We start from the raw sequence: 20,133 nt of genomic DNA, 5'->3' as shown, positions 1-20,133 counted from the left end.
GTCGTTTCGGTCTGTGGCTGAATGCTTTGCGCACATTTCCATCTTATGAATGCTCGTCTTAATCCATTACTGACAGGAGATATTTTGAAAACATTCCTAAAAAACTCAGCCTCCGGGCTTACCTTGGTTGCAGCAGCCTTCACCTTGTCGGCACCGCTGAGCACCGTACATGCACAGCAAAAATACATGACCATCGGTACCGGCGGTGTGACCGGTGTCTATTACGCTGCGGGCGGGGCTATTTGCCGTCTGGTCAACAAAGACCGCGCGAAACATGGTTTTCGCTGCTCGGTGGAATCTACCGGTGGTTCAGTTGTCAACGTCAACACCATCAAGGCGGGCGAACTCGACTTTGGTGTAGCCCAGTCAGATGTGGAGTTCAATGCCTATAACGGTCGCAAGCAGTTTGAAAAAGACGGCAAATTTGCCGATCTGCGCGCTGTGTTCTCGCTCCATCCTGAGCCAATGACAGCGCTCTCCCGCAAGGAAGCCAACATCACCAAATTTGAGGATTTGAAGGGAAAACGCTTCAATGTCGGTAACCCGGGTTCCGGCACCCGTGCGGCGATGGATGAGCTCCTGGGGGCTATGGGCTGGAAGATGGGTGACTTTGGATTGGCCTCTGAACTGAAAGCCGATGAACACGGTGCCGCTCTGTGTGACAACAAAATCGACGGCTTTCTCTACGTCGTGGGTCACCCCTCAGCGAACATTCAAGACCCTATCACCACCTGTGGTGCCAAACTGGTGCCTCTGACTGGCCCTGCCGTTGAGAAACTGGTCAAGGACAACAGCTATTACGCCAAGGTCAACATTCCGGGCGGACTGTATGCTGGTCATCCGAACCCCACACCCACCTACGGCGTATTGGCCTCGTTTGTGACCTCTGCGAAGGTGTCTGATGCTACGGTGTATGAGTTGGTCAAGGCCGTGTTTGAGAACTTTGATGAGTTCAAAAAGCTGCACCCCGCTTTTGCGAACCTTGACCCCAAGAGCATGATCAAGGACGGTTTGTCTGCGCCGCTGCACCCCGGCGCCGTGAAGTACTACAAAGAAAAAGGCTGGATGTAAGCCTGACTTGTAGAGCGCCACCTGACGCGAGTCAAAAAAAGCTCTGACTTGTCAGAGCTTTTTTGTTTTCCAAGCACCTCGGATACGCATGGGTCCGTTATGACAAAAAAAAACAGTACTGACAAAATTCCTGACATTGACGTGGCCAAATTCGTTGCAGACAACGATACCGGTGGGCGTTCACCTGGCCCAGTGATCAACCGCTTCTTGCTCGGTGTGGCATTGGCTTGGTCGCTCTTTCAGTTGTGGATCGCCTCGCCACTGCCGTTCAGCACAGGAATTTTGATATTTAACGATACCGAAACGCGAGCCATACATCTTGGCTTCGCCGTATTTTTAGCGTACATGTCCTATCCGGCGTTCAAGCGCTCGCCAAGCGATAGAGTGCCATTAACGGATTGGGTATTTGCCCTGGTAGGGACGTTTTGTGCGCTGTACTTGTTTCTCTTTTACCGCGAGCTCGCTACGCGCCCAGGCCAGCCCACCACCACGGACATATACACCGGTTTGGTCGGGATCGTGCTGCTGTTGGAGGCTACGCGCCGCGTGCTCGGCTTGCCGATGGTGATTGTGGCGATGGTATTTCTGGGCTATACCTTTGGCGGCCCTTACATGCCTGACATGATTGCCCATCGCGGGTTCTCATTGGCGCGCGCCATGAGCCACCAGTGGTTGACGACCGAAGGTGTGTTTGGCGTGGCACTGGGTGTTTCGAGCAGTTTCATCTTCTTGTTCGTTTTGTTTGGCTCCTTGCTCGACAAGGCGGGTGCAGGCAACTATTTCATCAAGTCTGCGTTTGCACTGTTAGGCCATATGCGCGGTGGCCCGGCCAAGGCGGCGGTCCTTTCGTCGGCCGCCACCGGCATCATTTCTGGATCGTCGATTGCCAATGTGGTGACGACCGGCACGTTCACCATTCCCTTGATGAAGCGCGTAGGCTACCGCCCGGATCAGGCTGCGGCAGTGGAAGTGTCTAGCTCGGTGAATGGGCAACTCATGCCCCCGGTGATGGGTGCTGCGGCATTTTTGATGGTGGAGTATGTTGGTATTCCTTACATTGAGGTGATGAAGCACGCCTTCTTGCCTGCCATCATTTCCTATATTGCGCTGTTGTACATCGTGCATCTTGAGGCGCTTAAAGCCAATATGGTCGGCTTGCCTCGGCGCAGCACGGCCTCTGCTGGATCCCGTTTGCTGTCACTGGCGATAACGGTGGCGGGGTTTGTCGTGCTGTCTGGCGTGGTTTACTGGGGCATTGGCTGGATCAAGAATGTGGCAGGGGACGCGGCGGTCTGGATTGTCGGTATTGGTTTGCTGGCAGCCTACGTCGGTTTATTGTGGTTTGGAGCCAAGCAACCAGTATTGGAACTTGATGATCCGAACGCGCCCGTGTTTGAGTTGCCAGAGACCGGGCCTACAGTCAAATCGGGTTTGCATTACTTGTTGGCCGTGGTGGTGCTCATCTGGTGCTTGATGGTCGAGCAGATGTCGCCAGGGCTGTCGGCTTTCTGGGCGACGTTGTTCATGATTTTCGTGATGCTGACGCAAAAACCGATCTCGGTTGCCTTTCGGGGTCACGGGAACTTAGGTCAAGCTGCCAAGCAGGGCTTTTACGACCTGATTGATGGTTTGGCTACCGGCGCGCGCAACATGATTGGTATCGGTGTCGCCACGGCGGCAGCGGGCATCATTGTTGGGACCGTGTCGTTGACTGGAATTGGCTTGGTCATGACCGAGCTGGTCGAACTGTTGTCGGGTGGCAACCTGATGGTGATGCTGATGCTGGTGGCCGTGATCAGTCTGATTTTGGGTATGGGACTGCCGACGACGGCCAACTACATTGTGGTTTCAACGCTGATGGCTCCGGTGGTGGTGGAGTTGGGCGCGCAAAGTGGCTTGATCGTGCCGCTGATTGCGGTGCACATGTTTGTGTTTTATTTTGGTCTGATGGCAGATGTAACACCGCCAGTGGGATTGGCGTCGTTCGCGGCGGCGGCCATTGCGCGCTGCGATCCCATCAAGGCCGGTATCACGGCATTCTTTTACAGCATGCGAACCGCCATTTTGCCGTTCCTGTTTATTTTCAACACCCAGTTACTGCTGATTGGCCTAGACGGGCCATTGCATTTGTTGGTGACCGTGGTCAGCGCGGTGGTGGCGATGCTGGTGTTTGCCGCTGGAACGCAGGGCTTTTTTGTGGTCAAGTCGCGTTGGTACGAGTCCGTGGCGCTGTTGCTGGTGGCGTTTACCCTGTTTCGCCCCGGCTTTTGGTGGGACATGGTTTACCCGCCATTCAACCATGTGCCTGCGTCTGAAATTAGCCAAATGATTGTCGATGCGCCGCAGGGTGCCGCCAAGCGACTCTGGATGGAGGGCACCACGCTCGAAGGCAAGGATGTCCGCAAGGGGGTACTGTTGCCGCTGGGTGCAAAGGGCACCGCGCGTGAGCGCCTGGACAGCGTTGGCCTGAGTGTCATGCCGCAAGGCAAGGAATTGCTGATCACGCAGGTTCGGTTCAAAAGCCGTGCGGACAAGCTTGGTTTGGAGCAGGGTTTTCGCATTGTGGCAGGTGAGGTTGTGGCGGATCGGCCTGACAAGGAGTGGATGTTCGTCCTGGCCATCGCTTTGCTGGCGCTGATTGTATTTTTGCAGCGTCGGCGTGCGGACCGAGACAAAGTTGTACCGCTAGCCTCGCGCCCCGGCAAGACGGTATGACACGGGTTGCCCTGATTCACGCGTTGGCGCATTCGGTCGCGCCCATCAATGGAGAGATGGCGCGCGCGTGGCCGCAGTGTGAGCGCATGAACCTGCTGGACGACAGCCTGTCCGCTGATCTTGCCCGCAGTGGCCGTGGGCTCGACGACAAGATGCATCAGCGCTTTGAGGCATTGGCCAGTTACGCCCAAAGCACCGGTGCTCAGGCCATTCTGTTTACCTGCTCGGCTTTTGGTGCCTGCATTGAAGCCGTGGCAGCGCGTCGCCCTGCCATGCCAGTGCTCAAACCCAACGAGGCGATGATTGCCGATGCCGTTGCCATGGGTCGCAAAATTGGCTTGGTCGCATCCTTCGCCCCAACGCTGGCCAGTATGCCTGCGGAGTTTCCAGGTGGGCTGGAAGTCGTGCCGATGCTGGCAACCGGTGCTCTGGAGGCGCTCGACCGGGGTGATCTGGCTGGCCACGATGCTTTGGTAGTTGAGGCTGCTAAACGGCTGGCTCAGCAGGGCTGCGACCTGATCGCGTTGGCGCAGTTCAGCATGTCCCGCGCACAAGCTGCCACGCAACAAGCGCTGGGGCTGCCGGTGTTGACAACGCCTGCCAGTGCAGTTCGCAGGTTGCGCCAGCGACTGGGTGACTGACTGTCCGCACCATATAGTTGACGAACTTGCCCGCCGCTTCAATGTGAAAGCGCACTGACAGACGCATTCTCTGGGGGGAAGATTCCTCCAGGGTGGCAAGTAAAATTTGAAAGGCAAATCATGATTAAGTGGGCAATCATTGCCGCAGTGATCTCCGTCATCGCCGGGTTTTTTGGCTTCTCGGGCGTCTCGTCTGCAACTGCAGGGATTGCAAAGGTGCTCTTCGGAATCGCTGTCGTCGTTTTCCTGGCCTTCCTCGTGCTTGCGGTACTCGCCGGCGGTGCAATTTTGCAGGGTGCAGGCCGCTGGCGTTAACAAGCGTCAGCACGCAGGCGGCCGTTCTGTAAGCGCTGCATCGTTGAGCGTCATAAGAATGCGATGTCATGAAGCCACCCGAGCGCCTCTACTCGGTGGATGACCCGCAGTTCAGTCGTACGGTCAGCGCAGTTTTAACGCCCAGTCTGGTGCGCGGCAATCAGGTGAAGATGCTGCTCGATGGTCGTCAGATCTTTCCGGCGATGCTTGACGCGCTGAAGCCCGCCAAGCGCTCGATCACCTTCGAAACTTACATCTTTAGCGCCAGTTCGATCGCTAGTGAGTTTGAGCAGGCGTTCGTTGACGCCGCCCGGCGCGGCGTCAAGGCAGTGCGGGCCGCTTCAATAACCGAACACACCGTAAGTTGATGGTGGTTGACGGACGTATCGGGTTCATCGGTGGCGCAGGCATCGCCGACGACTGGCGCGGCAATGCCCAGGGACCCGGACACTGGCGTGGCACCCATTTCCGGGTAGAGGGGCCGGTGGTCGCGCAGATCCAGTCGGCCTTCATTGACAATTGGTTGCGAACCAGTGGCGAGGCATTGCATGGCGACGCCTTCCTGCCAGCACTGCAAGACGCGGGCTCGATACCAGCGCAGGTTGTGATGAGTTCGCCGCGCGTTGCGCGTGGTCTGGGGATCGCTGTTGGATGCAGGAATCCAAATTTTTGAATACCAACCGACTATGTTCCATTGCAAAGTGATGGTGGTTGACGGCCTGTGGGTTTCGCTCGGATCGTCCAACTTCGACTCTCGATCGTTCAGCATCAACGACGAGGCCAACATGAACGTCTACGACGCCCAGTTCGCGTAGCACCAGGTAGAGGTTTTCGAGCAGGATTTAAAGCAATCGGCACGCGTCACGGTCGAGGCCTGGTCTGGCCGCACCTGGACCGAGCGTCTGCTTGATAAGGCGGTTTCGACGGTGAGCGCGCAGTTGTAACGGGTGCGTCGTGGGCATTAGAGGGTTCGCTCGGGAAGCGGCCAAGACACCTCTGAGCCCGCGACGGCTTCATAGTCACGTCACGCCGCTATCGACGATTCATTTAGACGTCGACATTGTTGGCACCGGGTTAATGAACGCTGCGCGGTTCAGGTCGTTCAGACTGCCCCACTTGTCGGCGTCGAAGTTTTTCATTGATGCCAGCATCCCCTTGTCGACATTAAGCGTCAGGTTGTCCGAGTCGCCGCGGGCCTGGAATGCTGTCAGCGCAAAGGCGAAAAGCTTCTCGCTCGAAAACCAACTCGGGTCGAAAGAGAACACTGCGTACTGAATCTTGCTGGTCTTCATATCGAACACCAAATCCTTGATCTTGCCGATGTCCTTGCCGCAAGGGCTGTCCACTTAGAGGCTCGTCACCTTGCTGGCGCGAATCGAATGTATGGTGCCAGCTGGTGGCTTAAAGCCATAGTTCTTGTCCAAGCCGTCGATGTAGCGCCGGTTGTCAACAGCCCGAGCCCAGTCGTTTTTTTCAACGCCAGCATGCATCAGTTGTTCGCACGAGACGTCGCGATAGGTCATGTTCTTGCCAGACTTGTCCCAATTGCTTCTTGAGGCTAAATCAGCCCCTAGACCTTATGTCTATTGCCTTTAATGCTACGTAATAGATAGCAATTTTAAGGCAGCGCGCAACACCTTGGCAGAGGCTTGTAGGGCCTCTTGCTCCGATGCCTCCATGGCGGGTTCAAGCACCAGCGTGGCGCCATCCCGTCCTACCAGCGTGGGCAGGGAAAGTGCCAGATCGTGCAAGCCACAACGGCCTTCCTGCACGCGCGACACGGTGAGAATGCGGCGTTGATCATCCAGCAGGCACTCGACCAGCCGGGCCGTCACCAAACCGATAGCGTGGTTGGTGGCCCCCTTGCGCTTTATCACCTCGTAGGCCGCCTGCCGCACGCTACACGCCAAACGATCTTCAGTGGCAGAAGTCCAGCCGGGCCACTGACGCAAGAGCAACCCGCCCACCTGTGCGCCTGACCACAGCACCAACTCAGAATCACCGTGTTCGCCAATGACTTGAGCGTGGATGGATGCCGTAGACACGTCAAGCTCCTCGCCCAGCGCCTGACGCAGGCGTGCGGTGTCCAGCATGGTGCCGGTGCCTAGCACCCGCTGCAATGGAAGCCCACTGGCTCGCGCCATCACCTGGGTCAGTACATCCACCGGGTTGCTGACCAGCACCACCGTACCGGCAAAACCCGCCAGCAGACGGCCGATGTCAGCCACCAAGCGGGCGTTGTCGCGTAACAGGTCCAGCCGGCTCTCGTCAGGCTTGCCGCCACGCCCGGCCGCCACAACCACTACATCCGCATTGCGCATAGCCTCCAACGGCACTGCGTGCACCGCGCAACGCGGGTAAAAGGCTGCGCCATGTGCAAGGTCCATGGCTTCACCCTCGGCAATGTCGGTTCTGACATCGTGCAGCCATACTTCCTCGGCAGCACCAGTTTGCAAAACCGCCATAGCAACGCTGCTGCCGACCCAACCCGTGCCAATGATGCCGACTACTTTGCGCATAGTCCCAACTCCTGGTTCAACCTAAATACCCAAGCAAACATAGTCACCAAATCCTTCTTTGAGGCCGTGGATAGTGCGCCGGAAACTCTTCTTTCGATAGCAAAACTCTCGGCGCAACCAAAAGCATCTGTTCAGGCACTGGCCGCGCCATGGGCACTGGCTTCGCTTCGCACTTGCGACTTTCAATCAACATGGCAGCTTCGATGGCGATAAGACTTCATCACCTGAGTGTGCGGCATCAGGCATCCTGCAGTCCGTGCGCAAGACAACTTAGCGCCGGACTTTTTTGGCGCATTCGCGTGGTAGGAGCCCTAAGTCACAGGGCTCCTGCCTAGTGCTGTAAGTCCTGGGCCGCACGATCCACCGTCAAAAATCCGGAACCGTTTGTTGAACTGACCTTCACCGAATGGCTTCGGGCACCACGGCGGCGGAGCCGAACCGCCCCAGCCCCATGTCGACCAGCCCTTTAGGACGGCGCAATAGAAACAGTGCTTCCAGCCCCATGCGCTGTGCCATGGCCAAACCTTCACCGGGGCCGGCCACCAGCAAGGCGGTGGCCCAGGCGTCAGCGTGCATGCAGGTGCGCGCCAGCACAGTGACCGATGCCACAGTGTTGTTCACCGGCGCGGCGCGGCGCGCGTCCATGTTGTGCGAGAGGCGCGCATCGCCCACCTGCAGATAGCGCCGGTAGTCGCCTGAGGTGGCCACGGCCAGGTCTTGCAGGTCGATAACCCCGTGCACCGCGCGGTGCTCAGCCTCCGGGCGTTCGAGCGCTACCGCCCACGGCACGCCGCTGGCCTGGCGACCCACCGCGCGCAGCTCACCGTCGAGTGCTGCCAGCGCATGCGCTACGCCGTGCTGCTGCAGCACGGCGGCCATGCGGTCAACCGCGTAGCCCTTGGCGATGGCGCACAGGTCGAGCTGCAAGGGCGCACGCTTACGGGCGCGGCCTGCTGGAAGGTCAAGCGCCAGGCACTCGTGCGTCGTACGCGGCGCTGCCTGGCGTACGCTGTGGATCGCCGCGCCATCGGGTGCATCGCGCATCGCGCCAAAACCCCAGGCATCGACCAGCGCCCCGACGCCCGGATCAAACGCGCCCGCGCTCAACCGTTGGATAGCCAGAGCGCAGGCCAGCACCTCGAGTATTTCGGCAGGCAGGTCGACCCAGGTGTCCACCGGGGCACGGTTCAAGCGCATCAGGTCGCTGTCGGGCTTCCAGGGCGACATCTGCGCGTCCACCTGTTCCACCGCGGCGGCAAGTTCCTGGCGCAGGGCTGCCAAGTTCACGCTGGCATCGGCGTCGACAGTGGCGGACCAGCGCGTGCCCATGGTCGGGCCGTGCAGGGTGGTGCGCTTGCAGGCCGGTACGGGTTCAAAAGACGTCTTCGGCATAGCGCTCTTTCGCTTTGAGCTGTGCCACGCTCATCTGCAGCGGCGCGAGGATGGCATTCAACGTTTCAGTCACGCCCTGCGCCATGGCGCGGCTGCCGCAGACGCGCACGACGGCACCTTGCGCCACCAAGTCGCGCAAGCGCTCGGCGTCGCGGTGCAAGGCGTCCTGCACATAGCCGCCCCCATCTGGCACGCGCGAGAACGCCGTCTGCACTTTGGTCACGCGCCCTTCGCCCAGCCAGCGCTGGATATCAACGCCAAAGTAAAAGTCCTGTGCCGGGTCGCGGCCACCAAAGTACAGGTGCATGGGGGTATGCCGGTCGTTGCCACGGATGAAGCCCGCCAAGGGCGCCACACCCGCACCCGCCCCGATCAGCAACAGAGGCCGCCGCTTGTGAGGTAGCGCAAAGCCGGGGTTGGATCGGATGAAGGCGGCGATGGGATCGCCCGGCTGCAGGCCCAGCAGATGCGTAGAGCACAGGCCGCCGGGCAGCTGGCGTACACAGATTTCCAGAAACCCGTCGTCCCAGCCCGACGCCAGCGAGTAGAAACGCGGCACCGCCGAGCCCGGCGGCACGATGCCCACCAGATCACCCGGCGCAAAGTGCGCCAGACCGTGACCGCGCAGGCGCTGCATCACACCTTGCGCGGGCCACGAGAAGCGCAGGATCACCGTGGGCTCGCCGCTGCCCCCGGGGTAGTCTTGGCGCGACACCAGCGTGAGCGCGGTGGTGGGCGACATGCGCGGCACATGGTCCAGCAGCATAGGCTCGCCCAATGCCTGCGCCAGGTCTTGACCCCAGCGGGCGAACTGTTGACCTGATTGCTGGTGGATGCACTCCAGCGGCAGCAGCGCGAGCCAGCCCTGTGCGCGCAGCATTGTCTCCAGCGCCACGGCAAAGGCGCAGAAAGCCGGGTACTGGCGGTCGCCAAAGCCCAGCACCGTCACCGGCACGGCGCTGGCGTTGAGCTTTTTGATGCGCTCCAGAGCGTGGCTGGCGTGGGCCGGGGCCTGGCCGTCGCCATAGGTGGCGGCGAGCATAAACACCTGCCGCGTGGCGGGCGTGGTTTGAAATTCTTCCAAAGCGGTGGTGTGCAGGCAGTGGCCGTTTTTGGCCAGCGCGTCGTGCAGCGTTTGGGCAAAGCCCCAGGTGCTGCCACCCTCACTGGCAACGAAGATGAGCACGTCAGCTTTTGCCAGCGGGCTGTTGCCGGTGATGTGCGGCGTCTGGCCGCGTGCGCGCCACCAGATGATGAGGCCCGACAGCCAAAACAGCAGCACACTGACGCCCACCAGCGCGAGCACCACCGCCCAGGGCCAAGCTCCCTCACCGGTGTGCAGCACCAGAGCCCAGTCATATATGCGCTGCGCCAAGGTCAGGTCTTGCCAGGCCAGCGTTTGCCCAGAATACTGGTCAATCCAGCCTACACCTTGGACGGTTGCAACCTTCCAGGTGTCTTCAGGGTCAGTCGTACTGGGGAAATTCAGCTTGCGCAAGTTCTGCAATGTGAGGCTTTTCAACGTGGCAAGCTGCCCACCGGGCAGGGCTTGTGGGGCAGTCTGGCCGCTGGCCACGCCGACTACCGAAACCACATCAGGCTCGGGCCCGGCCTCCAGCGCCACTAGCCCCAGGGTAGAGGCGCTCATCGTCAGCGCGGTGAGCGAGGTCAGGCACAGCACCGCCAGCACCACCCGTCCGGTGATGACGTGAATACGCTGCGCCAGCGAGCCGCGTACCCGCGCGTTCAGCCCTCGCCAGCCGCCCATGCGGCGCAGCAGCAGCGCAAGGGCCGAAACGCAGATCAAGCTCATGGCCAGCGCGATGCCCGCTGCACCCCAGCGCCCGGCATCACCCAAAAGCAGTGAGCGGTGCAGGTTCTTCACCCAGCGCGGCAACGCCGAGGGTTGCCAGGCACCAAGCACCCGGCCATCGGCCGGATCGACATAGGACGCCCGCGCCTGGTCACCGTCAAAGCTGAACACCACAATGGCGCCTGAGGGCAGATGCCGAATTTCCTCAGCACCTGTGACAGTGCGTGTGACCCGCTCCACCAAGGTGGCCACCGACAGGTCGTTAGGCGCGGCGGGTGCCTGCCACGCCTGTTGCACCGGGTCGAACGCCAGGACGGCACCGGTAATGCCCAACACCACGGCCAGTGTGCCCATCGTCAGGCCCAGCCAGCGGTGAATTGCTCTCCAGCTCATGCGTGCGTCCTTTACTGCAATTGGTAGGTGAGCGCCTGGATGTACTGCTTGCCGGCCTGCGGCTTGCCAGCGTTGGCGGTGGACAGCGGTATGCGTATCTCTGACGGGCTGTCGCGCTTGTCTTCCACGGCCGCGTCGATGTGGATCTCGTAGCCTGCGTCAATCAGGGCGTCCGCCAAGTCGGCCGTGACCTTGAGCGTGCGCCCGGCGCCTACGCTGGCGCCGGTCACACCGGTCAGACGCTTGCTGTCACCGGCAGACAGCCGGTTCCAGTCAGCCAAGTGTTTGTAGTACTTGGCCTTGCCGCCAGCCACCCACAGCGTGCCGGCATAGGCACCCTTGGCGTCGGTCAGGTAGGCTGCTAGGTAAGCACCGTCGCCGCCGTAGTTCTTCAGTTGGACGCTCAAGTTGACCTGACGGCTGTGTGCCAGGGCGGGAAGGGTCAGCGCGCAGGCGGTGGCCAAAATAGTCAAAAGAGGTTTGGACATGGTGATTCTCCGGTGAATGGGGCTTACTCGATCTGGCCGCGCGGCGCGCTGCCAGGTTTGAACAAAGGCGATGGCGCGGTGGTGCCACCCGGTTGCAACGGCTGGGCCTGAGGCGCGACGTGCTCACGATCTCGATCTCGGTCGTGGTCGTGGTCGTGGTCGGAATCCTTGGCACGGTCATGATCGCGTTGTTTCATCTTCACCACCTTGAGGGTTTCCGGGTCAATCTTGGCCTTGAAGCCGCGGCCTTGGGCGTCGGTGCCGCGAATCTCGTAGCAGCCATCGTCGATCTTCAGACGCTGGATTTGCCAGCCTTGCCGGTCTGCCATGTGCCGCACGGCTTCGCGCGACTGCCAGCGGTCCATCGGCGCATTGCAATCGTCATCGGCCCATGTCGGCAATACAGCGAGGCCAAATGCCAGGGCCACCAACCCACGGCGCAGGAAGAGGTGATGTTTCATGGGAGGCTCCTTTAAAACGCGTTAGCGCATGACAAACGATTCACGGTGCAGGCGCCAAGGGCTGGGGCCACGTGCGTGCTCATGCAGCGCATCGCCCAGACCTTGCGGGCCGCAATACCAGATATCCAACGGGCCGGGCAAGCCCTGCAAATCTTGCGGGGTGAGGCGTTGGCCCTGGGCGTCGCTGTGCACGGTAAGTCTCACCGACGGCAGGGCCTGCGCGCACAGCGTCCGCAGGCGTGCCAGCAGCGGGTCGTGTCGGGCGTCGCGCGTGCAGTAATGCATCTGCACCGCGGCCAATGCAGAAACCTTCGCTGCGACACCCGGCTGACGCGCTTCAAGCAGCGCCAGGAACGGCGCCACGCCCACGCCTGCGGCCACCCACACCTGTTGACGGCGGCGGGCACCCTTGCCGTTAAAGCGGCCATAGGGCCCTTCGATGTCGACGCGCTGCCCGGCGCGCAGGCGCCGGTGCAGGGTGCGGGTGTAGTCGCCCAGCGGTTTAATGACCAGGCGCAACAGGGGTTCGCCCTGTGGGCTGTTGCCCAGCGCATGTGGTGCACTGGCAATGGTGAAGGGGTGCGCACCTTCTGCTGCGTCAAAGCGCACAAAGGCAAATTGCCCCGCCCGGTGCCCGCGCCAGCTGGGTGGCATGGCGCAAATCACCTCAATGGGGGCATCCGTGCCCGCATCGCCCAGCACCTGCACTGAGTGGATGCGCGCCGCATGGTTGCGCGAGCGCCCGATCCAGCCCGCCAGCGACCACAACGCGGCCAGGCTACCCAGCGCCAACAGCGTGCCCATGAGCAACCCCAGCGGCAGCGCCCAGAACGACAGCGGCATCAGCGCCACCGCATGGATCACCAGCGCCAGGAACAGCAGCGGCATGGCACGGTGCAGCAGGCGCCAGTGCTTGTAAGGCAGCAAGCGCGACAGCAATGTGAGTGCCACCATCGCCAGCAACAGATAAAAAGCCCACTCACCCAGGTCTTTGGCAAAGCCGCGACCGTCTGTCAGCCAGGGCAGCACCGCTTCGTGCGCGGGTTTGCCGACACGACCCCAAATTTCTTTGATCCAGCCGCTCGATTCCCTGGCACCCCAATGGATGATGGCGGTAAGGGCAGCGGCAATGCCAGTCCATTTGTGCAGGCGGTAGACCTGGTCCATGCCGCCCATCATGCGGTCAAGCAGCGCCAGGCGCAGGGCCAGCACCATGGCCAGTGCCATCAGGCTGATGCTCCACAGTCCGCTCAAGTACATGGCGTGCTGGCGCAACTGCCACCACCCCACAGCGGCGCCCTGCGCATCGACCAGCGCAGACAGGCCCAGATCGGGCGGGGCCACGGCCATCCATGCCAGGGTGATGCCCGACAGCCAGACTCCAAGTACAGCTTTGATACGCATGATGAGGTCCTTCTTTTCTTCGTTGGGAGTATTTTGGATACGCCACCTTGAACCAATGCTGAAAGGCGCGTTCATCCTCTGTTCATCGCCCACCGGGTAAAAACTTGGCTATGACTTCCTTCAAGACACTCCATCTGCGTCGCCTGATGCTGTCTGGCATGGCTCTGTGCCTGTTGGGTGCAAGCCCGGTGCTGCGCGCTGATGACGACGACCGTGGTGCGCATGAGCGGGCGCGCGAGGCGCTAGAACAAGGCCGGGTGCTGCCCCTGCGCACTGTGCTGGAAAAAATCGAACGCGACTACCAAGGCCAGGCGCTGAAGGTGGAATTCGAGCAGGACCACGGGCGCTTCCTCTATAAAATCCGCCTGTTGCAAAGCGATGGCCGCATGGTCAAACTCGAGGTCAACGCCGTTGATGGCCAGGTACTGGAAATCAAACGCAAGGAAAACAGAAAGGACCAGGATGCGCATCCTCGTCGTTGAAGACGAACCCACACTGTGCGCCCAACTGGTAGGCGCCGTCAGCGCGGCCGGACACACAGTGGAAAGCGCCTGCGACGGTGTCACCGCGCACTACTTGGGCGACGTAGAAGACTTTGACGCGGTGGTGCTGGACCTGGGCCTGCCAGAACTCGATGGCTTATCAGTACTGCGCCGCTGGCGTGCAGCCGGGCGCACCATGCCGGTGGTCATCCTTACCGCGCGCAGCGCTTGGCATGAAAAAGTAGCGGGCATGGATGCTGGCGCTGACGACTACCTTGCCAAGCCCTTTCACATGGAAGAATTGCTGGCGCGCCTGCGCGGCCTGCTTCGGCGTCTGGGTGAACATACCAGCGCGCAGTGGCAATGCGGGCCGATTCTGCTCGACACGCGCCAGGCCCGCGTGCTGGTGGATGGCTTGGCCCTGCAACTCACCAGCCATGAGTTCAAGCTGCTGGCGCTGCTGATGCAGCGCAAGGGCGAGGTGCTCTCGCGCACCGAACTTTCTGAACACATCTACCCCTACGACAGCGAGCGCGACTCCAACACCATCGAAGTCTTCGTTGGCCGCCTGCGCAAGAAGCTGCCGCCTGGCAGCATTGAGACGGTGCGTGGCCTGGGCTACCGGCTGATCGCTGTGGGCCACGCGGGGTGAAAACGGGCTCGCTGCGCCTGCGCTTGCTGGCAGGCACACTGGCCTGGATGCTGCTGGCGATTGGCCTGGTGGGCTGGGGCCTGCGCGCTTTGTTTCAGGACCACGTCACACAACAGTTGAAAGCCCAGCTGGTGATGCAGCTCGACCATTTGAGTGCTTCGGTGGACTGGGTTCCCCCTGGCAGTATCAGCGTCAGCCCCATGACAACGGACCCGCGTCTGGCGCAACCTTTGTCAGGCATGTACTGGCAGATTGACCGGCTGGGCACGGCGCCCCAGGCCGCCGTGGCGCGCTCGCGCTCGCTGTGGGATCAGGTGTTGCGCTTACCCACCGCACCCGCGTCCTATCCCGCCAGCGGCTACAACGTTCTGCCGTTGCAAGACGCCCAGGGCAACGAATTGCTGACGGTGGCTCGCACTTTGCAGCTACCTGAAGACGATGCACCCCTGCTGCGTCTGGTGGTGGCGGGCGACAAGGCACTGCTGGCAGAACCGCTGCAGCGTTTTACACGGATGCTGCTGATCGCATTAGGCATGCTGGCGCTGGGCCTGGCCGTGGCGGTGGCGGTGCAACTGCAACTGGCGCTGCGGCCGCTGAAGCTTCTGCGCGCGCGCCTTGGCGACGTGCGCAGCGGCGCTGTCGGGCAGCTCGAAGGCAGTTTTCCGCTCGAGCTGCAGCCGCTGGTTAACGAATTCAACTACGTGCTGCAGGAAAACGCCGATATGGTGCAGCGCGCCCGCACCCAGGCCGGCAACCTGGCGCATGCGGTGCACACGCCACTGTCTATCCTCGCCAATGCCGCCGCGCAACAGCAAGGTCCGCTGGCATCACTGGTGCAAGAGCAGGTGGCGAGTGCGCGCCGCCAGGTGGACTACCACCTGGCTCGTGCGCGCGCCGCCGCTGCCGTGCGCGCCACGGGGCTGCGCACGCCGGTGCTGGCGCCGCTGCAGGCCCTGCTGCGCACCATGCGGCGTCTGCATACCGAGCGTGATCTGTCGTTTGAACTCGCACCTCAAGCGCAGGATCTGGCGTTTCGTGGCGAGGAGCAAGATCTGTACGAACTGCTGGGAAACCTGATCGACAACGCAGGTAAATCAGCGCTTCAGCGTGTCGTGGTGGATGTGCAGTTGTCGCTGGGTCAGGCGTGCTTCACTGTCGATGACGATGGCCCGGGCATTCCAGAGGCCGAGCGCGAGTACATGTTCCAACGCGGCGTGCAGCTTGACGAGCAGCGCGCGGGCTCCGGTTTGGGGTTGAGCATCGTGCGCACGCTGGCCGAGACGTATGGCGGCAGCGTGCAAGCGCAGGTTTCGCCGCTGGGTGGTGCGCGTCTGCGCCTGTGCCTGCCCGTGGCCGATGCAGCGTGATGACGGCTAAGGCCGCCGCATGTCACCTGCCCATGGCCCTCAGAGGCTTCTCCGAAGAGTCTGGATATTGAATAAAGAGCGCTGATCGCTGGCGCCACTTTGGTAGACAGTTTTAGGTCAAATCAGCCTTTAGCCCTTACAAATAAAGCGCTGACAGCTATAAATATGGAAGCATCTTTAGGCTGAAAGAAGTCGCTAAGCGCATGCCTATTCAGGGCAGTGGCGGCAGCGTCAACCTGTCAATGGGGCACGGCTTACAGCACGATGGGCGCAAGGCTGGACGTGGTCGAAACGCTCAACGGCCTGCTGCAAGCTGCCGCACCGCTGATCAAAGCGCTTGCGCGTTAGCAGTGGCCTTGCGTGCGACGCGCCGCGCCACATTCGACGTCTTTGTGGCGGTCTCGGCGATGGCTTTGTTGACGCGCTTGGCCGGGGTCTTGATGACGTCCTGCTCAACCTGTTTGGTCACACGCTTGCGCGCGACGGCAGCTTTGTGTGTGGTGTCACTCAGCTTGTTGGTTGCCACAGCCTTGGCGGGTATCTGGTTGCCAGCCGCGCGCTTGACCAGATAGCTACTACCGGCTTCGATACGCTCGGCAACCTGGCCGACGACAAGCGCCGCGGGCATCACCACGCGGTTGAGCAGCGGCAGGCCATTCAAATGGACTGCACGATCCAGACGCTCGGCATTGGACGCCACCAAGTTGACGCTCTTGGTGGCCAGGTCGACTGCGACACCGACCACGCTCTGCGCACCATCAGTGCTCATGTGCAGCGCCTTTACGCCGACATTACTGATGTATTTGCGGCGCTGCGACATACCCGAACGGATGCTTCGGTTGAACGGCGATGCGCCGCGCTTCACGACTTTGGTGGCGCTCTCGTCGACATACCCCAACATGCGCTCGCCGCCGAAGCGGGTGGTGTTGATGACGTTGGTGGCGGTGATGCCGTAGGCGTGGATGACGTCGGTGGCAACAGTTGAAAGGTTCTTTTTGGACATGGTGATCTCCAGTGGGTTGAACATAAAGTACTAAACAGTCGATGGGGCGTTATGCCGACCCAACTTGATGCAAGCCTATCGGCATACCCTAGAGGACGCACCTCAAAACCGTGTTTATTCATAGAGCTGGCTCTCTATTGGATGCGGCCATGCACTGCGGAGCCAGCGCCTGCATACGTCTTGGTCGGGGACTTGCGCCGCCCATCGACAGTACTTCCAGCGTGAGAGGCCTTGCGTGGCCTGTCAGAATGGGAAGACCATCACCGCCAACCGTGCATCAGGAGAAAAAGCCATGACCCACGCCTTTGCCGCTACCCGCAAACCCTTTACTACCGCATCGGGAAAAGCTGGCACCGCTTATTCCCTGCCAGCGCTGGCGCGCCAGTTCCCGAACATTCAACGGCTTCCGGTGTCGCTGCGCATCGTGCTCGAATCGGTGCTACGCAATTGCGACGGCAAACGCGTGACGAAAGAGCATGTGGCGCAGCTGGCCAACTGGTCTCCCAACGCACCACGCACCGAAGAAATTCCGTTTCTCGTCTCCCGTGTCGTGTTGCAGGATTTCACGGGTGTCCCCTTGCTCGCCGACCTGGCCGCGATGCGCAGCGTCGCTGTTCGCCTGGGCGAGGACCCCAAGCGCATCGAGCCGCTGGTGCCGGTCGATCTGGTGGTGGACCATTCGGTGACGGTTGACCACTACGGCAAGAAAAACTCGCTCGACCTGAACATGAAGATTGAGTTCCAGCGCAACCGCGAGCGTTACGAATTCATGAAGTGGGGTATGCAGGCCTTCGACACGTTCCGTGTCGTGCCACCAGGCTTTGGCATCGTGCACCAGGTGAACTTGGAGTTTTTGGCGCGCGGCGTGCATGAGAACAGCGATGGTGTCATCTACCCGGATACCCTGGTGGGTACCGATAGCCACACGACAATGATCAACGGTATCGGTGTTGTTGGCTGGGGCGTGGGAGGCATTGAGGCGGAAGCCGCGATGCTGGGTCAACCGGTGTATCTGCTGACCCCCGATGTGGTCGGTATGGAGTTGACCGGCCAACTGCGTGAGGGCGTCACCGCCACCGACCTGGTACTGACCGTCACCGAGTTGCTGCGCCGGCACAAGGTGGTTGGCAAATTCGTCGAGTATTTTGGCGAGGGCACCCGTTCGCTGTCGGTGCCGGACCGCGCGACGCTCGCCAACATGGCACCCGAATACGGCGCGACCATGGGGTTTTTTCCGATGGACGAAAAAACCCTGGCCTATTTCGAGGGGACCGGTCGCACCAAAGCAGAGATCGAGATGTTCGAGGCCTATTTCAAGGCACAAGGCTTGTTCGGCATTCCCAACGCCGGTGACATCGACTATTCACAGGTGATCCAGCTTGACCTGGGTTCGGTCACGCCCAGCCTGGCCGGCCCAAAGCGGCCGCAGGACCGGATCGACCTGGGCCAAGTGGCGCAGCAGTTTGCCGAGTTATTCAGCAAATCAGCCAGCGAATCGGGATACAACCAGAATCCCGACCGGCTCGCACAGCGGTTCGAGGTGGTAGCCTGCGGTACCGGTCCCGTGGCAGAGTCCAGTTTCGCTACGCCATTGGGTGCAGAGCGCAACAAGGTAGAGATGGAAGCGAACCGGCTCGCTTTGCACCCCACGGCACGGCCGCTGACCACGTCAGAGGCCCACCCGAGTGGCCAGCCCGCCCTGACGATCGGCAATGGGGATGTGTTGATCGCTGCCATCACCAGTTGCACCAACACTTCCAACCCGAGCGTCATGCTGGCGGCCGGCCTGCTGGCGAAAAAGGCCGTGGAGGCCGGGTTGCGTGTGCGCCCGCACATCAAGACCTCGCTGGCGCCTGGTTCACGCATCGTGACCGACTACCTGACCGAGACCGGTTTGCTACCCTACTTGGAAAAACTCGGTTTTGCCTTGGCCGGTTATGGCTGTACCACCTGTATTGGCAACGCGGGGGACCTGACGCCTGAGTTCAATCGTTTGATCAACGCGCACGATTTGGTGTGCGCTGCGGTGTTGTCGGGCAACCGCAACTTCGAGGCACGTATCCATCCGAACATCAAGGCCAACTTTTTGGCCAGTCCGCCGCTGGTGGTGGCCTACGCGATTGCTGGCACCATGACCCGTGACCTGATGACTGAGCCGGTCGGCTATGGCACCGGTGGACGTGCGATCTATCTGGGCGACATCTGGCCGAGCAGCGACGAGATCCATGCCTTGTTGCGGTATGCGATGAAAGGCAAAGTGTTTCGGGCCAACTACGCCAAGATCAAGACCGAACCGGGCGCCTTGTGGGGCAAGATCAAGGGTGTTTCGGGTCAGGCGTACAACTGGCCCACCAGTACCTACATCGCCGAGCCACCGTTCTTTGCAGACTTCACTCTGACACCACCTCCGGCGCAGGCCGATGTGTCGGTGCGTGGCGCGCGCATCATGGCATTGTTCGGAGATTCGATCACCACCGACCATATTTCACCAGCCGGATCAATCCAACCGAGCTCGCCCGCAGGCCAGTGGTTGGAGCAGCACGGCGTCATGAAGGCCGACTTCAACTCCTACGGCGCGCGCCGTGGCAACCACGACGTGATGATGCGCGGCACCTTCGCCAACGTGCGCATCAAGAACCTGATGTTGCCGCCCGACGCTAATGGTTCGCGCGAGGAGGGCGGAATGACCTTGTTCCAGCCCGGCGGTGAACGCCTGTCGATCTATGACGCCGCGATGCGTTATGTTGCGTCCGGCGTGCCGACCGTGGTGTTCGCCGGCGAAGAGTACGGCACCGGGTCAAGTCGTGATTGGGCCGCCAAAGGCACGCAGCTGCTCGGCATTAGGGCGGTGGTGGCGCGCAGTTTTGAGCGAATTCACCGCAGCAATCTGGTCGGCATGGGCGTGTTACCACTGCAATTTACCGGCGAGGATTCCTGGGAGTCATTAGGCTTGCAAGGCGATGAAGTCATCGAAGTGCATCCGCACCCAGACCTGACGCCGCAAAGTGACGCGAAGCTAGTCATCACCTCGGCCATCGGCGACCTTCGCGAGATCAGTGTGATTTTGCGCATCGACACGCCGATCGAGGTGGACTACTACCGCCACGGCGGCATCTTGCCGTATGTGTTGCGTGGCTTGCTGAGCTGAGTAGCCTGCGACCAGGTCGTTGCGCCATGGCAGCAGCACGGATATGCCGGCGACTCGAAAGGAGGTCAGGGCGCATCACCATAGATGCTATTGAAATAGTAGCTATCAGCGCAATAGCCACAAGGGCTAAGAGATGTTTTGCGGTCAGATAACCGTTTTGTCGTGTTAATGAAGCGGACGGCTAATTCTGAGGCGCCGGACACGGCGTTGCATACCCCGTGAACGACTAGCTAGGGGTGGTTAATCGCTAGTGCGCAGACTGGAGAAGA

At 60.9% G+C, this 20,133-nt stretch carries 20 protein-coding genes; 11 read left to right on the top strand and 9 right to left on the bottom strand.

The annotated features are described in order from the left end of the window. Positions 1-84: 84 nt before the first annotated feature. The 7 genes from BLL52_RS15600 to BLL52_RS21545 all read left to right on the top strand — a co-directional run bounded on the left by BLL52_RS15600 (position 85) and on the right by BLL52_RS21545 (position 5,557). Positions 85-1,071 (top strand): TAXI family TRAP transporter solute-binding subunit, encoded by a 987-nt coding sequence (locus BLL52_RS15600; protein WP_406681578.1) that lies wholly within the window; start codon positions 85-87, stop codon positions 1,069-1,071. Between the two features lie 99 nt (positions 1,072-1,170). After that, positions 1,171-3,786, top strand: a complete 2,616-nt coding sequence (locus tag BLL52_RS15595) for a TRAP transporter permease (RefSeq protein WP_075587580.1) — start codon at positions 1,171-1,173, stop codon at positions 3,784-3,786. Then, positions 3,783-4,427, top strand: coding sequence for an aspartate/glutamate racemase family protein (locus BLL52_RS15590; protein ID WP_075587579.1), 645 nt, complete (start codon positions 3,783-3,785; stop codon positions 4,425-4,427). Before BLL52_RS15595 ends, BLL52_RS15590 begins: the two co-directional genes overlap by 4 nt. A gap of 120 nt (positions 4,428-4,547) precedes the next feature. After that, positions 4,548-4,742, top strand: a complete 195-nt coding sequence (locus BLL52_RS15585) for a DUF1328 domain-containing protein (RefSeq protein WP_075587578.1) — start codon at positions 4,548-4,550, stop codon at positions 4,740-4,742. Between the two features lie 68 nt (positions 4,743-4,810). Next, positions 4,811-5,110, top strand: a complete 300-nt coding sequence (locus tag BLL52_RS21555; protein ID WP_075587577.1) for a phospholipase D-like domain-containing protein — start codon at positions 4,811-4,813, stop codon at positions 5,108-5,110. Continuing rightward, a complete protein-coding gene (locus BLL52_RS21550) occupies positions 5,110-5,415 on the top strand; it encodes a phospholipase D-like domain-containing protein (RefSeq protein WP_075587576.1) in 306 nt (101 codons plus the stop codon). The genes BLL52_RS21555 and BLL52_RS21550 overlap by 1 nt, the downstream gene beginning before the upstream one ends. A gap of 13 nt (positions 5,416-5,428) precedes the next feature. Further along, entirely contained in the window at positions 5,429-5,557 is a 129-nt protein-coding gene (locus BLL52_RS21545) for a phospholipase D-like domain-containing protein (RefSeq protein WP_241839212.1), read from the top strand. A gap of 228 nt (positions 5,558-5,785) precedes the next feature. Here BLL52_RS21545 and BLL52_RS15565 read toward each other — a convergent pair whose 3' ends face one another. The 8 genes from BLL52_RS15565 to BLL52_RS15535 form a co-directional block, all read right to left on the bottom strand. Beyond that, complete coding sequence (locus tag BLL52_RS15565) at positions 5,786-6,088, bottom strand: PRC-barrel domain-containing protein (protein WP_075587574.1); 303 nt, start codon at positions 6,086-6,088, stop codon at positions 5,786-5,788. Next, positions 6,089-6,265: a hypothetical protein gene (locus BLL52_RS20820; protein ID WP_156876239.1), complete on the bottom strand. Its 177-nt coding sequence runs from the start codon at positions 6,263-6,265 to the stop codon at positions 6,089-6,091. Between the two features lie 75 nt (positions 6,266-6,340). Continuing rightward, positions 6,341-7,261 carry an L-lactate dehydrogenase gene (locus BLL52_RS15560; protein WP_075587573.1) on the bottom strand — a complete coding sequence of 307 codons (921 nt, stop codon included), beginning with the start codon at positions 7,259-7,261 and terminating at the stop codon, positions 6,341-6,343. A 399-nt stretch (positions 7,262-7,660) separates the two neighbouring features. Further along, complete coding sequence (locus BLL52_RS15555; protein ID WP_075587572.1) at positions 7,661-8,653, bottom strand: FAD:protein FMN transferase; 993 nt, start codon at positions 8,651-8,653, stop codon at positions 7,661-7,663. Further along, entirely contained in the window at positions 8,634-10,859 is a 2,226-nt protein-coding gene (locus BLL52_RS15550) for a PepSY domain-containing protein (protein ID WP_075587571.1), read from the bottom strand. Before BLL52_RS15550 ends, BLL52_RS15555 begins: the two co-directional genes overlap by 20 nt. Before the next feature lie 11 nt (positions 10,860-10,870). After that, a complete protein-coding gene (locus tag BLL52_RS15545; RefSeq protein ID WP_075587570.1) occupies positions 10,871-11,347 on the bottom strand; it encodes a DUF2271 domain-containing protein in 477 nt (158 codons plus the stop codon). 23 nt (positions 11,348-11,370) lie between these two features. Beyond that, positions 11,371-11,808: a PepSY domain-containing protein gene (locus BLL52_RS15540; RefSeq protein WP_075587569.1), complete on the bottom strand. Its 438-nt coding sequence runs from the start codon at positions 11,806-11,808 to the stop codon at positions 11,371-11,373. Positions 11,809-11,829: 21 nt separating this feature from the next. After that, positions 11,830-13,212 carry a ferredoxin reductase family protein gene (locus BLL52_RS15535; protein ID WP_075587702.1) on the bottom strand — a complete coding sequence of 461 codons (1,383 nt, stop codon included), beginning with the start codon at positions 13,210-13,212 and terminating at the stop codon, positions 11,830-11,832. Between the two features lie 110 nt (positions 13,213-13,322). Here BLL52_RS15535 and BLL52_RS15530 point away from each other — a divergent pair, with 110 nt between their 5' ends. The 3 genes from BLL52_RS15530 to BLL52_RS15520 are packed head-to-tail and all read left to right on the top strand — an operon-like array spanning position 13,323 to position 15,713. Then, on the top strand, positions 13,323-13,694 hold the full coding sequence (locus BLL52_RS15530; protein WP_075587568.1) for a PepSY domain-containing protein: 372 nt from the start codon (positions 13,323-13,325) through the stop codon (positions 13,692-13,694). Further along, entirely contained in the window at positions 13,675-14,346 is a 672-nt protein-coding gene (locus tag BLL52_RS15525; RefSeq protein WP_075587567.1) for a response regulator transcription factor, read from the top strand. Before BLL52_RS15530 ends, BLL52_RS15525 begins: the two co-directional genes overlap by 20 nt. 47 nt (positions 14,347-14,393) lie before the next feature. Next, entirely contained in the window at positions 14,394-15,713 is a 1,320-nt protein-coding gene (locus BLL52_RS15520; RefSeq protein WP_083634009.1) for a sensor histidine kinase, read from the top strand. A gap of 328 nt (positions 15,714-16,041) precedes the next feature. On the opposite strand, the gene BLL52_RS15515 is transcribed toward BLL52_RS15520, so the two are convergent. Next, positions 16,042-16,716: a hypothetical protein gene (locus BLL52_RS15515; protein WP_139313417.1), complete on the bottom strand. Its 675-nt coding sequence runs from the start codon at positions 16,714-16,716 to the stop codon at positions 16,042-16,044. A 292-nt stretch (positions 16,717-17,008) separates the two neighbouring features. Between BLL52_RS15515 and BLL52_RS15510 the strand changes: the two genes are divergently transcribed. Next, positions 17,009-19,864 carry an aconitate hydratase gene (locus tag BLL52_RS15510; RefSeq protein ID WP_075587701.1) on the top strand — a complete coding sequence of 952 codons (2,856 nt, stop codon included), beginning with the start codon at positions 17,009-17,011 and terminating at the stop codon, positions 19,862-19,864. The last annotated feature ends 269 nt before the right edge of the window (positions 19,865-20,133 follow it).

Source organism: Rhodoferax antarcticus ANT.BR (genome assembly GCF_001938565.1).
GTDB classification, from domain to species: Bacteria; Pseudomonadota; Gammaproteobacteria; order Burkholderiales; family Burkholderiaceae_C; genus Rhodoferax; species Rhodoferax antarcticus.
This window is presented reverse-complemented; position numbering and strand designations above follow the sequence as displayed.